The sequence below is a fragment of the Mycolicibacterium alvei genome, from assembly GCF_010727325.1.
Taxonomy (GTDB): domain Bacteria; phylum Actinomycetota; class Actinomycetes; order Mycobacteriales; family Mycobacteriaceae; genus Mycobacterium; species Mycobacterium alvei.
Map to the genome: position 1 here is coordinate 4846142 of NZ_AP022565.1, position 18388 is coordinate 4864529.

Consider the following 18388-nt stretch of genomic DNA (forward strand, 5'->3'; position numbering starts at 1 on the left):
GCTGGATGGCAAGTCCTCGCCTCACGGGTGCGTGACGAGGTACGTCTCGTTGTCGAGCCCGGCCGTCAGTTCCTCGACATCGAAGGGCCGATCCAGGCGTGCGTGCAACGCCTTGGGGTCGATCAGCAGACTGATTTCGGCGGTTTGGCGGGCGAAGAGCCGTCCGATGAGCGGGTAAACCCGGCGCATGACCGCCCGTTCGGCCGATGTACAGCGGGACGCGCAGTAGCCGACATGGCCGATCTCATCGGTGAGGATTTCGCTGTAGAGCAGTTCGATCCGTTCGGCCACTTGAGGTTCGTCGGCGAAGAGTTCGGCGCCGGCACGGCGCAGTTCGTCAAACATGATGCAGCCGGCCATTTCTGCGGCCCCGACGAACATGAAGCCGAGCCGTTGGGGGAGGAATACGCCGGTCTTGACGAACTGGCGCATCACGAATGGCGGCGGGACCACCTGGAAGGTCAGGTCGAAGACGTCGAGCGCGTATGCCAGCAGCCGGGTGTGATAGTGCTCTTCGAGTTCGAGGTAGACGTTCTCAGGCGGCAGATTCTCGTCGCTGTTGCGTCCGTAAGTTTCGCCGAGCCCCACGCCGAACCGTTCTGCCTGATTGAGTTTGGCGGTCGCCAGCAGAAACAGCATCTTGCGGTCCAGGCCAGGTTCCGGCCGTCGGCGGCGGAGATTGCGAAGGAAGACCGTCCGGTCGGCGGGATGGACTGAGCGGACGGGATTTTCCTCCAGTTCGGCGAAGAATCGCTCCCGATTCGCCAACTTCCTGTTGAGCAGGTCCGCTTCGCCGTCACGCCTGGCCAGGAAATCCCGGTAGCCCTCGATGCCTGTGCGATTCATCGGTTCTCCATCCCTTTGACAATCGTTGTGACATAACGGCTCAGCAGTGCAGCGTCGAAAACCCCGGTGGCCAGCAAGGCGAACAGCCCGGTGAGGAAGAACGTCGCGAGTTCGCCCGCGTCGCGGTCAGGCGACACCTGCCCTGCTCTTTGGGCCCGGCTGATCACCCCGATCAGAAACTCCGCGAGCGGATGCTGCGCCAACTCGTCTTCGACCGGACGCGTCGAGGAGAAATGCAGTCCGAGCATGTCCCGGAAAACCGCTCCGCCCAATCGGCGTTCAGCAGTGAGGACGTGACGGACGACCTGCGTGAGTACCGACTCGAGATCGCCCTTGGGGTTACCGAGTTCGCGGACGATCCGGGTCTCCTCGTTGCGCTCCGCCTCGATGAGAACGTGCTCTTTCGTGGGGAAATGGAAGTAGAACGTTCCCCTTGCGACACCCGCCGCGGCCGCGATCGCGCTGACGTCGGCCGCGGCCAACCCGCGGTGCGAAATCTCTGCCAGCGCAGCGTCGAACAGGCGCGCTCGGGTTTCGAGCCGGCGCGCCTCCCGGACGCCACCGGCCGGTGATTCAGCCACGGCTGGCGCCGGTGGTGACTTCATGGCGGTCACCGTACGCGCCTTTGCTGACAGTCGTCAATGACGAGTGTCAGCGAAATTGGCGCCCGGGGTGTCGACGTGCAGTTCGTCCATGCGGTCGAGTAGCCGACCGCGCCGGGCTAGGATGAGGCCGTGGAGGATCGGGCCGCGGGCTCCAGTCGGGTGGCGCGCCGTCGCGACCGACGCAAGGCCGAGATCGTCAAGACGGCCACCCGCATCCTCACCGAATCCGGCTATCAGGGCATGAGCCTGGAAGATGTCGCCGAGCGGACCGACATCGCCAAGGCCACGCTCTACCACTACTTTTCGTCCAAGGATGCCCTGGTTGCCGCTGCGCTGGAGACCCTGACCGAGGAAGTGTTGCAGCGGCTAGAGGCCCGTGCGGACGCCCTCGGAAAAGTCGGTGCTCGTGATCACCTGGCGGCCCTGATCGATGAGCAGATCCGCATCCTCACCGAGACCGCGCCCGAGGTGGCCGCGGTGTTCTCCTGGCCGCGGGGCTGGCCGTCGGTTTTCGACGAGCCGATGAAGGACATGCGGCGCCGCCACGACGCGGTATTCCGCAAGGTGGTGCAGCGCGGTGTGGCCGAGGGTGAATTCACCTGTCCCGACATCAATGTCGCTTTGCAGTGCCTGCACGGCATTCTCAACCAGTCCTCGATCTGGATCGGACCGGGGATGCACGACGACGACCGCGCGCAACTGCGTGCCGCGATCGTCGACCGTGCCCTGTGCCTGTTCTACTGACCGCTATCCGGCTGCGGTCAGCCGCCCTGCTGCGGCTGCGCCGACGGGAAGCGCGGCGCGCGCTTTTCCCGCAGAGCGGTATAGCCCTCCACCACGTCCGGTCCGAGGAAGGTCAGCATCTCGTAGGCAGCGGACTGGTCGAAGATCGGTCCCGCATTGCGCAGCCAGTTGTTGAGCGCCCGCTTGGTCAGCCGGATCGCCTGCTGGGCGCCGATCGCCAGATTGTCGGCGACCCGCAGCGCCTCGTTCAGAACTTCCTCGCGCGGAAGGGCTTTGGCGACCATTCCGATACGCTCGGCCTCGAGGCCGCCGATCATCTCGCCGGTCATCAGGTAGTACTTCGCCTTGGCCGTGCCGGCCAGCAGTGGCCAGATGATGGCGGCATGGTCGCCTGCGGCCACGCCGAGTTTGACGTGTCCGTCGCCGATCCGGGCGTCCTCGGCGATGATCGCGATGTCTGCCAGCAGCGCGGCCACGGCTCCGGCTCCGACTGCGACGCCGTTGATCGCGGACACGATCGGCTTGTCGCAGTTGATCATGTTGTAGACCAGATCGCCCATTTCGCCGAGCATGTGAGACACCCGGTCGTAGTCACCGGCCATCCGTTCGACCATGGCCAGATCGCCGCCCGCGCTGAAGGCCTTGCCGGCCCCGGTGATCACCGCGACCCGGGTCTGCGGGTCGGCGGCGACGTCCTTCCAGATGTTGGTCAGTTCGGTGTGCATGCCCTCGTCGGCGGCGTTGTACTTCTCCGGCCGGTTCAGCGTGATCAGTAGGACACCGTTGTCCCGGCGGGTCAGTGTCAGCTGCTGGTACTCAGAGAAATCCATGGGGGGCGTCCCTCCTGTTGCGCGCTAGCGGTTCAACCGAAGCTACGGTTTTCCGACCACATAAGTCAATTATCGACCGAACGGTTGATTTTCTGGATCTGTCGGCCGATAGTGGCCGTAGCGTCCACATCACCGCAGATCGGGAGGTCGGATAGTGCGATTCGAGAACAAAGTGGCCGTTGTGACGGGTGCGGCCTCGGGGATCGGCCGGGCCATCGCGATCGCCCTGGCCGAGGACGGCGCCACCGTGGCGGCAATCGACCGCAACGAAGCGGGCCTGGCGCAGACCGTGCAGAACTGTGCGACGGCGACCGCCTACGTGGTCGATCTCGCCGACCCGAAGGCGGTGAGCACACTGCGCGACGAGGTAGTGGCGGCACACGGACCGCCCGGCGTCATCGTCAATGCCGCCGGCTTCGACCGGGTCGAGCCGTTCATGTCCAACGACGACGCACTCTGGCAGTCGTTGGTCGCAGTCAACTTCCTCGGACCCGTCCGGCTCACCCACGCGTTTCTCGAAGCGATCCTCGCCGCGGGAGATACGGCAAAGATCGTCAACATTGCCAGTGATGCAGGGCGGGTGGGCAGTCTGGGGGAGACGGTGTACGCCGGCACCAAGGGTGGGGTGATCGCCTTCACCAAGTCGCTGGCACGCGAGATGGCCCGTCATCAGATCAACGTCAACTGTGTTTGCCCTGGACCGACAGACACGCCGCTGTTCCATTCGCTTCCCGACAAGGTCCGTGAGGGGCTGATCAGGGCCATCCCGTTCCGCCGGCTCGCGGAACCGGAGGAGGTCGCCAAGGCCGTGCTCTTCTTCGCATCCGACGATGCCAGCTTCATTACTGGCCAAGTCCTCAGTGTCAGTGGGGGCTTGACGATGGCCGGCTGATGACCAATCGGTGACCGACGCACGTGGAACCCGCCCTTGGTCGATGCCAGTTCGCAGTGGCATACTTGCTCAGCCCCTGGGCTCAACCCAGCCAGTTCGGTTAGCCTCGGGGAGCAGATTGGCCAGTTGGGGGATTGCTATGGCAAACGATCTGAGAGTGGACCCGGGGGCGCTTCGGGCGGGGGCCACTAGCAGCGAGATGATCGCTGCCGAATTGGGGGTATCGCATGCCCGTCCCGATGCCGGGGGCTACCCGAGTAGCACCGGCGTCTCGGCGATGGACGACGCGGTGATCACCGCGCGAACCTCCCAGTCGGGGCGCGTCAGCGCGCAGGCGGGACACCTGTCTGCGGCTGCGCTGCAATACGCCGCCGTCGACGACCAACACGCCGGGGGCCTGGCGGAGTTGATGTGAATGATCTGCCCGACGCGGGTCAGCCTGGTGGAGCGCTGACCCGGTCTCAGCTAGAAGACTGGGACACAACATATCTCGCAGACGCTGCCGCGCGCTGGCGACAATTGGCTGCCGAGTCGGAAGCACTGTTCGAGTGGCACCGGCAGAACGTGCACGCGCCGGGTGGTGCCGAGTGGTCCGGGGACGCCAGTGAAGCCGCGGGGGAGCGGGTCAGCGCAGATGCCGTGGTGGTCCGCAGGCAGGGCGACATTCAGCGGGAGGCCTCTGAGATCGCCGAGAACGGCTGCCGGGACATCCGGCTGGCCGTGGAGCAGGTGCTCGACGCCATCGCCGCCGCCGAAGAGGAGGATTTCCGGGTTTCCGAGGATCTGAAGGTGCGCGACACCCGCCGCATCGACGTGACGACCATGGCGACGCGCTACGTGGCGTCGCGAGAGCACGCCGAGGACATCCGGTGGCACTGCGAGCGGCTCATGCAGGCCGAGATCTACCTGGGGCAGCGGCTCGAGGGCAAGGCCCTCGAGCTCGCCGCCATCCGGTTCTCGGTGTGACCGTAGGGTTGTTCGGCTACAGCTGGGCCCAGATCGACTTGGTCTTCAGATAGGCGTCGATGCCCTCGTAACCGAACTCCTTGCCGATGCCCGACTGCTTGTAGCCGCCGAACGGCACGTTGTGGTCGAACGTCAACTGGCAGTTCAGCCCCACCATGCCGGCCTGCAGGCGCTTGCCCAGGCTGTGTGCGCGGGCCAGGTTGGTGGTCCAGACCGTGGCGGCCAGGCCGTAGCCGGTGTCGTTGGCCATCGCGATGGCCTCGTCGTCGTCGTCGAACGGCAGGATGGTGACGACGGGTCCGAAGATCTCCTCCTTGTACAGGCGGCTGGTGGCGGGGTCGACGTTGGTGACCACGGTGGGCTTGACGAAGTAGCCCTTACGGTCCAATCGGTAACCACCGGAAACGATTTCGGCACCGTCGCGCTTGCCCTGGTCGATGTATCCCAGCACGCGGTCGAGCTGCTTCTGGCTGACCAGCGGGCTGATCATGGCGCCCTCGTCCTTGGGGCCGCCGAGCACCAGGTTCTCGCCGATCATCGAGATGCCTTGGACGACACGCTCATAGACGCTGCGCTGCACGAAGATTCGTGATCCGCACACGCAGCCCTGCCCGGAGTGCACGAAGATGCCCATCGAGGCCATCATGATTGCCATGTCGAGGTCGGCATCGGAATAGATCAGCACCGGGGACTTACCGCCCAGCTCCAGGGTCACCTTCTTCAAGTTGTCCGCCGAGTCCCGCATGATCTGCTTGCCGACCTCGGTGGAGCCGGTGAAGGCGACCTTCTCGACATCGGGGTGCGCGGTGATCGCGGCGCCCGCGGTGGCGCCGTAACCGATCACGAAGTTGGCCACCCCGTCGGGGACGCCGGCCTCGCCGATGAGCCGCTCCAGCAAGACGGCCGACAACGGGGTCTCCTCGGCCGGCTTGACGACACTGGAGCAGCCGGCGGCGAGAGCCGGGGCGATCTTGGCGCAGGCATTGAACAGCGGGCCGTTCCACGGATAGATCAGGCCCACCACGCCGTACGGCTCTTTGGTGGTGTAGGCGTGCAGGTTGGAGTAATTGCTGTTGACGCCCCCTTCCATCTGCACCTGGTAGCTGCTGCCGTTGAGCTTGGTACACCAGCCCGCGTAGTAGCGGAAGAACTCCGCACAGGTCGAGACGATCATCTCGGCCTGCATCGGCGGCATCCCGGCGTCCAGCGATTCCAGCTCGGCGAATTCCTTGGCGTGCTCATCGATCAGATCGCCGAGCTTCCACAGCACCTTGGCACGCTGGCGGGCCGGGATGTCAGTCCAGACCCCGGACTGGTAGGCGGCTTTCGCGGCGGCGACGGCAGTGTCGACCGCCTCGGGTCCGCAGTCGCGGAACTCGGTGACCTGCTCCTCGGTCGCCGGGTCGATGACCGGAATCACCTCGCCGGTACCGGGTCGGTTGCGGAGGTCGTCCAGAACTGTCTGCAGCGCCATGCGGTTCCCTTCGTCGTCACAAATGCTGAGCACTTGCTTAGCATTTGGCGGGCTGGCGGTCAAGACCCGCACCTGCGGATGCAATGTCGCAATCACTCGGTATTTGCGGTTGTTGGACGCCTGCGGTGTCGATACGCTGACGCGATGCCAGATATCCGGGTCCGCGAGGCCGCCGAACTGCTCGGGGTCAGTGACGACACCGTGCGGCGCTGGATCGACGACGGATCGCTGCCGGCCCATCTCGACGGCTCCGGCCGCAAGGTGGTCGACGGGGCGGCGCTGGCGGCGTTCGCACGCGCCAACGCCGCTGCGGCGCCCAAGGATCCGCTCGGAATCGGCAGTTCGGCCCGCAATCGCTTCGCCGGGCTGGTCACCAACGTCGTCGCCGACGAGGTGATGGCCCAGGTGGAGATGCAATGCGGCCCGTTCACCGTGGTGTCGCTGATGAGCAGCCAGTCGGTACGTGAGCTCGGCCTGGCCCCCGGAAGCATCGCGGTCGCGGTGGTCAAGGCCACGACCGTCATCGTGGAAACTCCGAAAGGACAGTCATGACCCGAGCCCGGATGTGCGCCCTGGCCATCGGTGCGTTCGCCGCCACAGCCTTGATCGGTGGCTGCACCTCGGCCGAGAACACCCCGGAACCCTCGAGTGCAGCCCAGGGCGGCTCGATCACGGTGTTCGCCGCGGCCTCCCTGAAATCGGCATTCACCGAGATCGGCGGGCAGTTCGAGACCGACAACCCGGGCAGCACGGTGGAGTTCTCGTTCGCCGGATCCTCGGACCTGGTCACCCAGCTCACGCAGGGCGCCGACGCCGACGTATTCGCCTCGGCCGATACCCGGAACATGGACAAGGCGGTGGTCGCGGGTCTCGTCGAGGGCGGCCCGGTCAACTTCGCCACCAACACCCTGACCATTGCCGTCGCCCCCGGAAACCCCAAGGAAATCAGGACTTTCGCCGATCTGGCCAAGCCGGGAACCAGCGTCGTGGTGTGCGCACCACCGGTGCCGTGTGGTGGTGCCACCGAAAAGGTCGAGAAGGCCACCGGGGTCACACTGTCCCCGGTGAGTGAGGAGCCCTCGGTCACCGACGTGCTCGGCAAGGTGACCAGCGGGCAGGCCGACGCCGGCCTGGTCTATGTCACCGACGCCGCCGGAGCCGGGGACAAGGTCACTGCCGTGGCGTTCCCCGAGGCCTCGCAGGCCGTCAACACCTATCCCATCGCGGTGCTCAAAGACTCCGAGAAGGCCGAGTTGGCGCACCGCTTCGTCGACCTGGTCACCGGTGAGGCCGGCCAAAAGGCGCTCGCGAAAGCGGGATTCGCCAAGCCCTGACCGGGCCTGCGGTAGCGCCGTAGCCTGATGGCGTGGCCGATCCGAGCGAGATCAGTGCCGACGACCTGGCGGCACTGGAATTCTTCGCCGGATGCCGTCCGTCGGCGCTGGCGCCGTTGACCGCCCTGCTGCGGCCGTTGTCGGCCCCGGCAGGTGAGGTCCTGATCCATCAGGACGACACGGCCCTGAAGTTCATGCTGATCGCCTCCGGGCGCACCCAGGTGACCCACGATGGGCCCGACGGCCCGGACGTCGTCGCCGAGTTGGAGCCCGGGATGATCGTCGGGGAGATCGCGTTGCTACGCGATGCGCCGCGCACGGCCACCGTGACGGCCATCGAGCCGGTGACGGGCTGGGTCGGTGACCGCGCGGCCTTCGAGTTCCTCCTGCAAATGCCCGGGATGTTCGATCGTCTGGTGCGCATCGCGCGCCAGCGGCTGGCCTCGGCCATCACGCCGATCCCGGTGCAGGTGAAAAACGGCGACTGGTTCTATCTGCGCCCGGTACTGCCCGGCGACGTCGAGCGCACCATGAACGGGCCGGTCGAGTTCTCCAGTGAAACCCTCTACCGGCGTTTCCAATCCGTGCGTAAGCCGACGAAGGCGCTGTTGGAGTATCTCTTCGAGGTTGACTACGCCGATCACTTCGTCTGGGTGATGACCGAGGGCGAGTTGGGCCCGGTCGTCGCCGACGCCCGTGTGGTCCGCGAGGGTCACCATGCGACGACCGCCGAGGTGGCATTCACCGTCGGCGACGACTATCAGGGCCGTGGTATCGGGACCTTTCTGCTGGATGCCCTGGTGGTATCTGCGGATTACCTTGGGATTGAACGTTTTACCGCACGGGTGCTGAGTGAGAACTATGCGATGCGGCGCATCCTGGACCGGCTCGGTGCGGTGTGGGAGCGCGAGGATCTCGGCGTGGTGCTCACCGACGTCCCGGTGCCCGCCGTCGACACGCTGAGCCTGGACCCTGAACTGGCGGCGAAGATCAAGGACGTGACCCGGCAGGTGATCCGGTCGGTGAACCAGTGAGGTCACCGATAAGTGGCCGCCGGCCGCCATTGACCAAAGACACGCTCGTGTGCATCTCGCTGGCGGCACGGCCCAGCAACATCGGCACCCGGTTCCACAACTATCTCTACGATCAACTCGGCCTGGATTTCCTCTACAAGGCTTTCACCACAACCGATATCGCCGCGGCCATCGGCGGGGTGCGGGCGTTGGGCATCCGTGGTTGTTCGGTGTCGATGCCGTTCAAGAAGGCCGTCATGGACCTCGTCGACGAGGTCGAACCGTCGGCACTGGCCATCGATGCGGTCAACACAATCGTCAACGACCTGTCGGTGCCCGGCGGTCGCCTGGTCGCCTCCAACACCGACTACCTGGCGGTGCAGGAACTCGTCGATCGGTTGGACCCGAGTGATGCGGTGCTGATCCGCGGCAGTGGCGGCATGGCCAAGGCCGTCGGTGCAGCCTTGCGGGACAAGGGTTTCCGTAACGGAACTGTCATCGCGCGCAATATGGAAGCCGGGCGTGAACTGGCCGGGATGCTCGGCTACGGCTTTGCGCCGCAGGTCGGCGCGTTGACCGCACCCATCCTGGTCAACGTCACCCCGATCGGGATGGCCGATGGTCCCGACGAGCATCGGAGCGCATTCGAGCCCGCGACCATCGAGGCAGCCCGCGCAGTCGTCGACGTCGTGGCGATGCCGGCCGAAACCCCGTTGATCACCGCGGCCCGGGCGGCGGGGCTGCCGGTCATCACCGGCGCCGAGGTGATCGCACTGCAAGCCGCCGAACAATTCGAGCGTTACACGGGAGTGCGCCCGGCGCCTGAGCAGGTGGCTGCGGCGTCGGCCTTCTCGCGGCAGGCGCCTACGGTGTGATGACCGTCTGGTCGTCGATCGCCGAGGTGGCATCCATCAGTGGACCCATCTGATCCTCGGTGCCATCGGCGTTGAACTGCAACACAAACAGCCCGTCCGACCCGGGGATCACCACGGTCTTCTGGGCGATCAACCGGGTGGCGCCGTCCTTCACGTAGGTGCCACCGATCTGGTAGGAGTCGAACCCGCTCAACTCTCCTGCTGAGCCGTCACCCTGGTTCTGGTAACCCGGCAGGTTCCGGATCTCGTTCGGTGCGTACTCCAGGATCTTGGCCGGGTCGACATCTCCGGTGAGTCTGGACATCAACGCGATGATCGACGGCGGGTCGTCTGCGAACGCTGGATCGGTGGATACGATTGCACCCCAAGCCCATTCGGGAGCTGACGAGGTCGCGTCCGCCCAGCCGTCGGGAATCGGCAGGTCCATTGTGGGGGTGCCCGGATCGCCCCGGTGCACCGGGGCTTCAGTGATTTTGTTGTCGCGGATGTAGTCCACGATCGTGTACTGGTGCCCGGCCGTGGGTGTGCGCGTGTCCTCGGTCTTGGTTGGCGCGGTGCTTGTCTCGCTGCTCCCGGTCGCCTCGGTGGCGGTGCCGGATACCGTCTTGTCACCGCAGCCGGCGAGTGCGACCCCGAGTGAGACGACAGCGACAGCGATCCCACCGGCCCGCATAGAGGTGGTCATCGGTCTCCAATCGGTTGGACGCCCCGGCGAGGCGCAACTCATCTGCACGATAAACGCTTTTCTGGATATTAGCTGGCAGATGCCCCGCTCCCGGGATGCCATCTCTTTGCGCAGGGAAGTGTTCGGCGATGTTGCCGGAAGGGACAATCTCAGCAGATTGCGGACAGATACACCGTCTGCCGCAGAACCTGCGCCGGCCGTACCGATGAGACGGTGCAGCGATCGAGCGCTTCCGTGCCGGCCCGGTAGATGACGACGTCGAAACCCTGACGCTCCAAGTCGTCGGCGGTGTCCTGCGCGGACCCGACCCCTGACGGGGCGGCCAGGGTCGGGGCGGGAAAATTCAGGGCGAGGGCCGACAATGCGGCACCGGCGAGCACAGCTCCCGTCAGTCCGTACATGCTGGTGCCAACCACTCCTGCCTCGATTAAATTCCGCTGTATCGCAACACTTGTCGTATTCCCTGCGACGACCCTCGACAGCAAACCAGGGCTGTGGTATCAACACGCCGTGCGCCTTTTCGCCGTCGCGACGGTTCTCCTGGTGTGCACGCTGGCCTGCGGGGTGGCCTGCGGGCTGCAGCCCGCGCCCGAACCGACACCGACATCGTCGGGGCCCCAGGCCTCCCGCAATGTCGCCACGGTGAACCCGGCCCGGATCGACCGGGTGCGCCAGGACCTGCCGCCCGGCTATGAAGTGGTGGCCATCGACCCTCGTGCGACCCCGGTGTCGCTGTGGGGATTCGGGCCGGACTGGCGGGCCGACCCCGCGGCCTGCGCTGCATTGGCCGCCCGCGAGGTCGAGCCGACCCGAGGTTGGTCGGCGTCGGGGCCGGGCGGCATCGTGTACGCCGGCGTGGTCAAGCTCGGGCCGGGTGTACCCGCGGATCGCAGCGAACCACGGTGTGAGCAGTGGAGTGTGTCGGGCGGGCATTCCGTCGGGACCGTCACCGCCGTCATGGCCCCGCCGATCGACGATGCGGTGACCGACGGCACGTCCACCGCTGTCACCACGGTCGTCGAAGGCGGCACCGAGACCCGATCCCACGCCGACACATTCACGGCGGATCTGGTCGGCGGGTATCACGTGTTCGTCAGCGTCGTCACCGATCCCGGCTCACCGAATCCCGCCCTCGATCCCGCATTCGCCGCCGACCTGTTGGTGAAATCGGTTTCGGCGCTACGCGGCTGAGTCGGTCGTCCCAGGTATGTTAACCAGCGATGGAGAACCGTAACGTCTTACTCGCCACCGCAGGTGTCGTCGTTGCCTGCGCCACCGGATTGGTCGCCTGCGGTCAATCGGACCAGTCGACCTCCGCTGACGCGGACATCGCCAACGTCGCCAAGGTGCGCTCCAGCTTCGGGCCGGAATTCAAGGTCACCGACGTCGCCCCGGCCGGCATCGACCCGAAAAAGCTGGCGCCGCACAAGATGCCACCCGGGGTGAAGGTCGAACCCGCCGATTGCGCGAAGTTCGCCGAGGGCCAGTCCCTGCCCGAGGGGCTGCAAGGCAACGTGGCGGCCACCACGGCCGAAGGCGCGGGTAACCGGTTCATCGTGATGGCACTGGAGACCTCGGAGCCGGTCCCGCTGAACGTTCCCGGCGATGAGTGCAAGCAGGTGAAGTTCCTGGGCCCCGGGATTCGTGGACAGGTGGATGTGGTCGAGGCGCCGCAGATCGACGGGGCACGCACGACGGGAACGCACCGCATCGTGCAGACCGCGATGGGTGGCCAGCAACGCACCGGTGAGTTGTACAACTACGTCGCCAGTTTCGACACGTTCACGGTGATCGTCACGGCCAACCCGCTGGTGGAGCCGAACAAGCCGGTTGCTCCGGTGGACGACAAGCGGGCCCGCGACCTGCTGAGCGCCGCGGTCGCCAGCGTCAGAGGCTAGCCCGGTGGCCGACCGCCCCTCAGCGCACGTCGTGCGGGCGGAACTGGATGCTGATGCGCGGTCCGACCAGGCTGGTGGTCTTCGGTATCGAATGCTCCCAGGTGCGCTGACACGACCCACCCATCACCAGCAGGTCGCCGTGGCGGTGCTGTAACCGCAGCGCGTGACCGCCGCCGCGGGGACGCAGCGCGAAAACCCTTGTCGCACCGAGCCCGATGATGGCCACCATGGTGTCCTCGGTGCGGCTGCGGCCGATGGTGTCGCCGTGCCAGGCGACGCTGTCATTGCCGTCGCGGTACAGACACAGGCCCGCGGTGGTGAACGGTTCGCCGAGTTCCCCGCCGAAGGTGTCGTTGAGCCTGCGCCGGATCTGCTTGAGCCGGGGGTGCGGCACCGCCTCGTTGATCAGATGGTGGAAGCTGACCAGCCGCGGTACCGCCACCACGCGGTCGTACATCTCGCGTTCCTCGGACTGCCACGGGATCCCGTCCATCAACTCCTCGAACAGCGAGTCGGCATCGGGCAACCAGCCCGAGCGCAGCTCCACCCAGGCATCATTGCCGAGTCGACGACGCTCCGCGTGCTCGAACAGTGAGCCTTGCAACGCCAGCTCCATGCGCGCGAGTGTATCGCACAGACGTTCGACTGGGTTAGAGGCGGGAGGCCCCGGGGCCACGTTCGGCGAGCACATCGCCGGGGTTGGTCAGCAGGCATGTTTTGAGGCTCAGGCAGCCGCAGCCGATGCAGCCGGTCAGGTTGTCGCGCAACCGTTGTAGGTGCAGGATGCGGTCATCGAGGTCCTGGCGCCAGCCGGCCGACAGCTTGGCCCAGTCCTTGCTGGTCGGGACCCGGTCGGGGGGCAGGCCGGCCAGTGCCTCGCGGATCCGGGCCAGTGGAATGCCCAGGCGTTGCGACATCCGGATGAATGCCACGCGGCGCAGCGTCTCGCGTGCGTAGCGCCGCTGGTTTCCCGAGGTCCGGCGACTGGCGATCAGGCCCTCGCGCTCATAGAAGTGGAGTGCGGACACCGCCACGCCGCTGCGCTGGGCCATCTCGCCAGGAGTTAACTCGTGCGTCTCCATACACCTCAACCATAGTTGAGTTAACGTCATGGGGTGGACACTGCGGCGTTCGGTTCCAATTCCGAGGTCGGCACCCTGCGCGCCGTGATCCTGCACCGGCCGGGGCCGGAGTTGCAACGGCTGACGCCACGCAACAACGACGCCCTGCTGTTCGACGGCCTGCCCTGGGTGGCCAGGGCGCAACGTGAGCACGACGCCTTCGCCGACGTGCTGCGTTCGCGCGGGGTCGAGGTGATGCTGCTGGCCGATCTGCTGACCGAAGCGCTGGACAGCGGAGCCGCGCGCATGCACGGTATATCCGCTGCCGTCGATGCCCGGCGTCTCGGTGTGCCACTGGCTCAAGAACTTTCGGCCTACCTGCGGGCCCTGGCGCCGGCCGATCTGGCACACATCCTGATGGCAGGCATGACCTTCAACGAGGTGCCCTTCCACGGTGCCGAACTGTCGCTCGTGCGCCGCATGCACCACGACGGCGATTTCGTGATCGAGCCGCTGCCCAATCTTCTGTTCACCCGGGATTCGTCGTTCTGGATCGGGCCGCGGGTGGCCATCACCTCGCTTGCCCTGCCGGCCCGGGTGCGCGAGACCTCGCTGACCGATCTGATCTACGCCCATCATCCGCGCTTCCTCGGGGTCCGGCGGGCCTATGAGTCGCGTTCGGCGCCCGTCGAAGGCGGCGACGTGCTGCTGCTGGGACCCGGCGTGGTGGCGGTCGGGGTGGGGGAGCGGACCACACCGGCCGGGGCCGAAGCGTTGGCGCGCAGCCTGTTCGATGACGACCTGGCTCATACGGTGCTTGCGGTGCCGATCCAGCAGGAGCGGGCCCAGATGCACCTGGACACCGTGTGCACGATGGTCGACGTCGACGCGGTGGTGATGTATCCCAACATCGTGGACTCGTTGTCGGCGTTCACCATCCACCGCACCGAGGCCGGGATCCGGATCGACGACGAAATACCCTTCGTCCAGGCGGCCGCCGATGCGATGGGAATCGAGCAACTGCGCGTGATCGACACCGGACTCGACCCGGTCACCGCCGAGCGCGAGCAATGGGACGACGGCAACAACACCCTGGCCCTGGCGCCGGGTGTGGTCGTGGCCTATGAGCGCAACGTGGAAACCAACGCACGGCTGGCGGATTCGGGAATCGAGGTACTGCCGATCGAGGCTTCGGAGTTGGGCACGGGGCGCGGCGGGCCGCGGTGTATGTCCTGCCCGGCCGCGCGGGACCTGCTCTAGGGCTTGCTTGCTCGCCGTTTTCTACGCCATGGTCGCGGCCGGCGCACTCCTGCTCGTCGTTTCCTACCTGAGGGTCGCCGCCCACCCACCCTTGCTCGTCGTTTTCGACCTGAGGGTTGCCGCCCACCCACCCTTGCTCGTCGTTTTCGACCTGGGGGTTGTTCTGCGCAGGGTTTTGCAGCCCACAGGTAGAAAGCGGCGCCGCCCCGCCACCGCGCCGGGCCGCCACGGCGCCGGGCCGCCACACCCCCGCGAACTATCGCCAACTGGGCAGCCAGATCTCCAGATTCCAGGTCGACTGTGAGATCGGAATACCCGTCAGAACCGGGTACAGCCACGCGAAGTTCGCGATCACGAGCGCCACGTAGAAGCAGACCACCAGCAGCCCCAACGTTTTACGCTCGGGGTTCTGCCTTGGCTGATACAGGATGTCGCCGAGGATCAGCGCGATCGCCAAGATCAGGAACGGTGCCATCACAGTGGCGTAGAAGAAGTACATCTGCCGGTCGATATCGAAGAACCAGGGCAGGAAACCGGCGGAGTAGCCGACCAGGACCACGCCGTAGCGCCAGTCGCGCCGCACCACGGCCCGCCACAGCGCCCACCCGAGCACCGGCACCGCGATGAACCACATCGCCGGAGTGCCCACCAGCATCACGGCTTTCACACACGACTGCGTGCCGCAGCCGGCCACATCCTGGTTGTCGATCGCATAGAGCACGGGCCGCAACGACATCGGCCAGGTCCAGGGTTTGGATTCCCACGGGTGATGGTTGCCGTCGGCGTTGGTCAGCCCGGAGTGGAAATGGTAGGCGGCATAGGTGTAATGCCACAGCGAGCGCAGCGCATCGGGTAGCGGGATGATGCCGTTCTCACCGATGGACTGGCCGGCCTCGTACCGGTTGATGCCCGTCTCCGAGGCGAACCACGGTCCGTACGACGCCAGGTACACCGCGATCGGGATCAGCCCGAACACGTAGGCGGCCGGCCCCACATCGCGGCGCAGCATGCCCCGCCACGGCGCCTGCACGTGGTATTGCTTGCGCGCCACCGCGTCGAGCACGAGCGTCATCACGCCGAAGAACGCCACGAAGTACAGCCCCGACCACTTCGTCGCGCAGGCCAGGCCGAGTAGTACCCCCGCACCGAACCGCCACCACCGCACGCCCAGCCGAGGGCCCCACGGTGTCTCGGCGATCCGGCCCTCCATGAACGCGTTGTACATGCGCTCGCGGACGTCGTCGCGGTCCACCATCAGGCACGCGAACGCGGCCACCACGAACACCACCAGGAACACGTCCAGCAGCGCCGTGCGGGCCGAGACAAAGCTGACCCCGTCGGCGATCAGCAGCAGTCCGGCGATCCCGCCGACGAGGGTGGAGCGGCTGATCCGGCGCGCGATCCGCACCACCAGCAGCACGATCAGAACACCGCACACGGCCCCGGAGAACCGCCAGCCCAGCCCGTTGTAGCCGAACAGTGCCTCGCCGATCGAGATCAGTTGCTTGCCCACGGGCGGGTGCACCACGAGCCCGTAGCCCGGGTTGTCCTCAACGCCGTGGTTGTGGAGCATCTGCCAGGCCTGCGGCGCGTAGTGCTTCTCGTCGAACACCGGGGTGCCGGCATCGGTCGGCGAGCCCAGATTCAGGAACCGGCTTATCGCGGCCATCCCGGTGATGACGGCCGTCATCAACCAGCCCTGCAGCCGGTCGGTCGGACCGAAATCCGCGGCCGGGATCAGCGGCGCGGGGCTGATCAGCGGGACCGGGCGACCAGCCGTCGGCGTAGCGGTGGCGGTGGCGGTCACGCAAGCGATCGTAGGCTGTCGGTCGTGACACCCGGCAAACTACTGATCGGCGCCACGCCACTGGGCCAGCCCTCGGATGCCTCTGCGCGTCTCATCGAGGCGTTGGCGACGGCCGACATCGTGGCGGCCGAAGACACCAGGCGTGTGCGTGCGCTGGCCCAATCGCTGGGCGTGCAACCGTCCGGCCGGATCCTGAGCTTCTTCGACCAGAACGAGGCCAGCCGCGTGCTCGGTCTGGTCTCCGAGATCGAGGCGGGGGCGACGGTACTCGTGGTCAGCGACGCCGGCATGCCGCTGATCAACGACCCCGGCTACCGCCTGGTCGCGGCCTGCGCCCAGGCGGATCTGCCGGTGTCCTGCCTGCCCGGCCCGAGCGCGGTGACGACGGCGCTCGCGGTGTCCGGACTGGCCTCGGATCGGTTCTGCTTCGAGGGCTTCGCGCCGCGCAAACACGTGGCGCGGCTGGCCTGGCTGCAGACGCTGGCCGCCGAACCGCGCACCACCGTGTTCTTCGAATCCCCGCGACGACTGGACGAGACCCTGCGTGACGCGGTCGAGGTCCTGGGACCACAGCGGCGTGCGGTGGTGTGCCGTGAGCTGACCAAGACACATGAGGAGATCCGCCGCGGCAGCCTGGCCGAACTGGCGGAATGGGCCGCCGAAGGCGTGCTGGGGGAGATCACCGTGGTGCTGGCCGGAGGCACCCCGACCGTCGAACTGCCCGACCTGGTGGCCGAGGTCGAGGAGCTCGTGGCCGACGGCGCCCGCGTCAAGGATGCCTGCGCCCAGGTGATCGCCGCGAACCCGGGGTCACCGTCCCGACGGGAGCTTTACGACGCGGTGCTGCGCGCCCGGGACTGACGGTGTTCGGACCGGGCCACAATGCTCGATGCCTTGTGCAGGCATTCATCCCATTCCGCGTCGACGTCGGAATCGGCGGTGATACCGCCACCCACGCCGAGGACTGCCGCCCCGCCGGCGTCGAATTCGACGGTGCGGATCGCCACGTTCAGCTCGCAACCGGCCACCGGTGACGCCAATCCGACTGTGCCGCAATACACTCCGCGCCGGGTCGGCTCCCACTGCCGGAGCAGTTCGCGGGCCCTTCGCTTCGGGGTGCCGGTCACCGAGGCGGGCGGGAACGTGGCGTCCAGCAGTGCGCTCATCGGCACCTGCGCGGGCACCTCACCGGTGACGGTCGACACCAGGTGCCATACCCCGGGAGCCGGATGTACTGCGAGCAACTCGGGCACCGTCACGCTGCCCGTCGTCGCCACCCGGCCCAGGTCATTGCGGACCAGATCGACGATCATGACGTTCTCGGCGACATCCTTGACCGAGGCCAGCAGGTCCGCCGGGTCGGCCGAGGACGGCAGCGTGCCCTTGATCGGGCTGGAGGCCACGGCCGTACCGGACCGGCGCAGGAACAACTCCGGCGACAGTGAGGCCACCGCACCCCAGTCGCCGGCCACATAGGCGGCCCGCGCCGGTGCGGTCCGGGCCACCGCCTCGCCGAAGAAGTCGATCGGCTCGCCGTCGAGGTGGCCGATGAAGCGGGTGCAGACACAGGCCTGGTACACCTCGCCGGCCGCGATGGCCTCCAGGCAGGCCAGCACGCCGCGGCGGTGATCGTCGCGGTCGGGCGCCGTCCAGGCGATGGCGCAGGCCGACGGAGTCGTCAGCCGCAGGGCTGTGAGCCACTCGGGAAGGCTTGCACCACTGAGGCTTTCGAACCACCAGACACCCTCGGAGTCCTGGCGCAGCACGCAGTCCGACCAGCCGCCGGCGGCCTCCGGGATGCGCGGCGGGGTGCCGTCGGCCCCGGGATCGGGGTAGGAGAGATAACCGAACCACCCGCCCCCGACCGAGCCGGCCGGCCCCGAGGCATCGTGTGCCACCTCGAACGCGGCGGCCGGCACGACGGGGGTAGCCGCCACCGACGGTGCGATCACCGCCCGTGAGGAGAACCAGTCACCGATCAGCGCGGCCGGCGGGGCCAGGCCCGCGGCCCGGCCTGCCTCGGCGACGCCACACAGCACCGCCGAGGCGTCGCCCAGCGCGCCGAGTCGCTCGATCCGCATGCCATCAGCGTGGCAGA

At 66.9% G+C, this 18388-nt stretch carries 22 protein-coding genes; 12 read left to right on the top strand and 10 right to left on the bottom strand.

Annotation, left to right across the window (positions count from 1 at the left end):
- Window positions 1–21: 21 nt before the first annotated feature.
- Window positions 22–846: a hypothetical protein gene (locus G6N44_RS23125; protein ID WP_163668080.1), complete on the bottom strand. Its 825-nt coding sequence runs from the start codon at window positions 844–846 to the stop codon at window positions 22–24.
- Window positions 843–1451, bottom strand: coding sequence for a TetR/AcrR family transcriptional regulator (locus G6N44_RS23130; RefSeq protein ID WP_163668082.1), 609 nt, complete (start codon window positions 1449–1451; stop codon window positions 843–845). Before G6N44_RS23130 ends, G6N44_RS23125 begins: the two co-directional genes overlap by 4 nt.
- 129 nt (window positions 1452–1580) lie before the next feature.
- Between G6N44_RS23130 and G6N44_RS23135 the strand changes: the two genes are divergently transcribed.
- Window positions 1581–2195: a TetR/AcrR family transcriptional regulator gene (locus G6N44_RS23135; RefSeq protein WP_163668084.1), complete on the top strand. Its 615-nt coding sequence runs from the start codon at window positions 1581–1583 to the stop codon at window positions 2193–2195.
- Window positions 2196–2212: 17 nt separating this feature from the next.
- Here the strand turns inward: G6N44_RS23135 and G6N44_RS23140 are convergent, their stop codons facing one another.
- Entirely contained in the window at window positions 2213–3025 is an 813-nt protein-coding gene (locus G6N44_RS23140) for an enoyl-CoA hydratase/isomerase family protein (RefSeq protein WP_163668086.1), read from the bottom strand.
- 154 nt (window positions 3026–3179) lie between these two features.
- Here G6N44_RS23140 and G6N44_RS23145 point away from each other — a divergent pair, with 154 nt between their 5' ends.
- The 3 genes from G6N44_RS23145 (at window position 3180) to G6N44_RS23155 (ending at window position 4883) form a co-directional block, all read left to right on the top strand.
- The gene (locus G6N44_RS23145; RefSeq protein WP_163668088.1) at window positions 3180–3917 is read left to right on the top strand and encodes an SDR family NAD(P)-dependent oxidoreductase; all 738 of its coding nucleotides are present in this window, start codon (window positions 3180–3182) and stop codon (window positions 3915–3917) included.
- 199 nt (window positions 3918–4116) lie between these two features.
- A complete protein-coding gene (locus tag G6N44_RS23150; RefSeq protein WP_235682851.1) occupies window positions 4117–4332 on the top strand; it encodes a hypothetical protein in 216 nt (71 codons plus the stop codon).
- Window positions 4329–4883 carry a hypothetical protein gene (locus G6N44_RS23155; RefSeq protein ID WP_163668092.1) on the top strand — a complete coding sequence of 185 codons (555 nt, stop codon included), beginning with the start codon at window positions 4329–4331 and terminating at the stop codon, window positions 4881–4883. Before G6N44_RS23150 ends, G6N44_RS23155 begins: the two co-directional genes overlap by 4 nt.
- A 16-nt stretch (window positions 4884–4899) precedes the next feature.
- Here G6N44_RS23155 and G6N44_RS23160 read toward each other — a convergent pair whose 3' ends face one another.
- Entirely contained in the window at window positions 4900–6357 is a 1458-nt protein-coding gene (locus G6N44_RS23160; protein ID WP_163668094.1) for an aldehyde dehydrogenase family protein, read from the bottom strand.
- A 144-nt stretch (window positions 6358–6501) separates the two neighbouring features.
- Here G6N44_RS23160 and G6N44_RS23165 point away from each other — a divergent pair, with 144 nt between their 5' ends.
- Genes G6N44_RS23165 through G6N44_RS23180 form a run of 4 tightly spaced genes read left to right on the top strand, consistent with a single transcriptional unit; the run spans window position 6502 to window position 9579 of the window.
- Window positions 6502–6909, top strand: coding sequence for a TOBE domain-containing protein (locus tag G6N44_RS23165; protein WP_163668096.1), 408 nt, complete (start codon window positions 6502–6504; stop codon window positions 6907–6909).
- Complete coding sequence (gene modA / locus G6N44_RS23170) at window positions 6906–7691, top strand: molybdate ABC transporter substrate-binding protein (RefSeq protein WP_163668098.1); 786 nt, start codon at window positions 6906–6908, stop codon at window positions 7689–7691. Before G6N44_RS23165 ends, modA begins: the two co-directional genes overlap by 4 nt.
- A gap of 32 nt (window positions 7692–7723) precedes the next feature.
- Window positions 7724–8725 (top strand): acetyltransferase Pat, encoded by a 1002-nt coding sequence (locus G6N44_RS23175; protein WP_163668100.1) that lies wholly within the window; start codon window positions 7724–7726, stop codon window positions 8723–8725.
- Window positions 8726–8772: 47 nt separating this feature from the next.
- Entirely contained in the window at window positions 8773–9579 is an 807-nt protein-coding gene (locus tag G6N44_RS23180) for a shikimate 5-dehydrogenase (protein ID WP_235682852.1), read from the top strand.
- Here the strand turns inward: G6N44_RS23180 and G6N44_RS23185 are convergent.
- Both G6N44_RS23185 and G6N44_RS23190 read right to left on the bottom strand, forming a co-directional pair.
- Complete coding sequence (locus tag G6N44_RS23185; protein WP_163668102.1) at window positions 9569–10264, bottom strand: envelope biogenesis lipoprotein LpqN; 696 nt, start codon at window positions 10262–10264, stop codon at window positions 9569–9571. The two genes, G6N44_RS23180 and G6N44_RS23185, sit on opposite strands and share 11 nt — an antisense overlap.
- A 149-nt stretch (window positions 10265–10413) precedes the next feature.
- Window positions 10414–10665, bottom strand: coding sequence for a hypothetical protein (locus G6N44_RS23190; RefSeq protein WP_235682853.1), 252 nt, complete (start codon window positions 10663–10665; stop codon window positions 10414–10416).
- Window positions 10666–10774: 109 nt separating this feature from the next.
- On the opposite strand from G6N44_RS23190, the gene G6N44_RS23195 reads away from it, so the two are divergent.
- Window positions 10775–11455, top strand: coding sequence for a DUF5642 family protein (locus tag G6N44_RS23195; protein ID WP_235682854.1), 681 nt, complete (start codon window positions 10775–10777; stop codon window positions 11453–11455).
- Between the two features lie 29 nt (window positions 11456–11484).
- Window positions 11485–12162 carry a DUF5642 family protein gene (locus G6N44_RS23200; protein ID WP_163668106.1) on the top strand — a complete coding sequence of 226 codons (678 nt, stop codon included), beginning with the start codon at window positions 11485–11487 and terminating at the stop codon, window positions 12160–12162.
- 19 nt (window positions 12163–12181) lie between these two features.
- Here the strand turns inward: G6N44_RS23200 and G6N44_RS23205 are convergent, their stop codons facing one another.
- Both G6N44_RS23205 and soxR read right to left on the bottom strand, forming a co-directional pair.
- On the bottom strand, window positions 12182–12778 hold the full coding sequence (locus G6N44_RS23205; RefSeq protein WP_163668108.1) for an alpha-ketoglutarate-dependent dioxygenase AlkB: 597 nt from the start codon (window positions 12776–12778) through the stop codon (window positions 12182–12184).
- Between the two features lie 34 nt (window positions 12779–12812).
- Window positions 12813–13244: a redox-sensitive transcriptional activator SoxR gene (gene soxR / locus G6N44_RS23210; RefSeq protein WP_163668110.1), complete on the bottom strand. Its 432-nt coding sequence runs from the start codon at window positions 13242–13244 to the stop codon at window positions 12813–12815.
- 33 nt (window positions 13245–13277) lie between these two features.
- Between soxR and arcA the strand changes: the two genes are divergently transcribed.
- Window positions 13278–14483, top strand: a complete 1206-nt coding sequence (gene arcA / locus G6N44_RS23215; RefSeq protein ID WP_163668112.1) for an arginine deiminase — start codon at window positions 13278–13280, stop codon at window positions 14481–14483.
- 256 nt (window positions 14484–14739) lie between these two features.
- Here the strand turns inward: arcA and G6N44_RS23220 are convergent, their stop codons facing one another.
- Window positions 14740–16290, bottom strand: a complete 1551-nt coding sequence (locus G6N44_RS23220) for a dolichyl-phosphate-mannose--protein mannosyltransferase (protein WP_163668114.1) — start codon at window positions 16288–16290, stop codon at window positions 14740–14742.
- Between the two features lie 24 nt (window positions 16291–16314).
- Here G6N44_RS23220 and rsmI point away from each other — a divergent pair, with 24 nt between their 5' ends.
- Window positions 16315–17151: a 16S rRNA (cytidine(1402)-2'-O)-methyltransferase gene (rsmI, locus tag G6N44_RS23225; RefSeq protein WP_163668116.1), complete on the top strand. Its 837-nt coding sequence runs from the start codon at window positions 16315–16317 to the stop codon at window positions 17149–17151.
- Here the strand turns inward: rsmI and G6N44_RS23230 are convergent.
- Window positions 17121–18371 carry an aminodeoxychorismate synthase component I gene (locus tag G6N44_RS23230; RefSeq protein ID WP_163668118.1) on the bottom strand — a complete coding sequence of 417 codons (1251 nt, stop codon included), beginning with the start codon at window positions 18369–18371 and terminating at the stop codon, window positions 17121–17123. The genes rsmI and G6N44_RS23230 overlap by 31 nt on opposite strands.
- Between the last annotated feature and the right edge of the window lie 17 nt (window positions 18372–18388).

What these genes read in the sequence shown, in the direction of transcription:
- G6N44_RS23140 (WP_163668086.1), bottom strand. Translation starts at nt 3,025, where the DNA reads ATGGATTTCTCTGAGTACCAGCAGCTGACACTGACCCGCCGGGACAAC.
- G6N44_RS23205 (WP_163668108.1), bottom strand. Translation starts at nt 12,778, where the DNA reads ATGGAGCTGGCGTTGCAAGGCTCACTGTTCGAGCACGCGGAGCGTCGT.
- soxR (WP_163668110.1), bottom strand. Translation starts at nt 13,244, where the DNA reads ATGGAGACGCACGAGTTAACTCCTGGCGAGATGGCCCAGCGCAGCGGC.
- G6N44_RS23190 (WP_235682853.1), bottom strand. Translation starts at nt 10,665, where the DNA reads ATGTACGGACTGACGGGAGCTGTGCTCGCCGGTGCCGCATTGTCGGCC.
- G6N44_RS23165 (WP_163668096.1), top strand. Translation starts at nt 6,502, where the DNA reads ATGCCAGATATCCGGGTCCGCGAGGCCGCCGAACTGCTCGGGGTCAGT.
- modA (WP_163668098.1), top strand. Translation starts at nt 6,906, where the DNA reads ATGACCCGAGCCCGGATGTGCGCCCTGGCCATCGGTGCGTTCGCCGCC.
- G6N44_RS23150 (WP_235682851.1), top strand. Translation starts at nt 4,117, where the DNA reads ATGATCGCTGCCGAATTGGGGGTATCGCATGCCCGTCCCGATGCCGGG.
- G6N44_RS23200 (WP_163668106.1), top strand. Translation starts at nt 11,485, where the DNA reads ATGGAGAACCGTAACGTCTTACTCGCCACCGCAGGTGTCGTCGTTGCC.
- G6N44_RS23125 (WP_163668080.1), bottom strand. Translation starts at nt 846, where the DNA reads ATGAATCGCACAGGCATCGAGGGCTACCGGGATTTCCTGGCCAGGCGT.
- G6N44_RS23160 (WP_163668094.1), bottom strand. Translation starts at nt 6,357, where the DNA reads ATGGCGCTGCAGACAGTTCTGGACGACCTCCGCAACCGACCCGGTACC.
- G6N44_RS23230 (WP_163668118.1), bottom strand. Translation starts at nt 18,371, where the DNA reads ATGCGGATCGAGCGACTCGGCGCGCTGGGCGACGCCTCGGCGGTGCTG.
- G6N44_RS23185 (WP_163668102.1), bottom strand. Translation starts at nt 10,264, where the DNA reads ATGACCACCTCTATGCGGGCCGGTGGGATCGCTGTCGCTGTCGTCTCA.
- G6N44_RS23130 (WP_163668082.1), bottom strand. Translation starts at nt 1,451, where the DNA reads ATGAAGTCACCACCGGCGCCAGCCGTGGCTGAATCACCGGCCGGTGGC.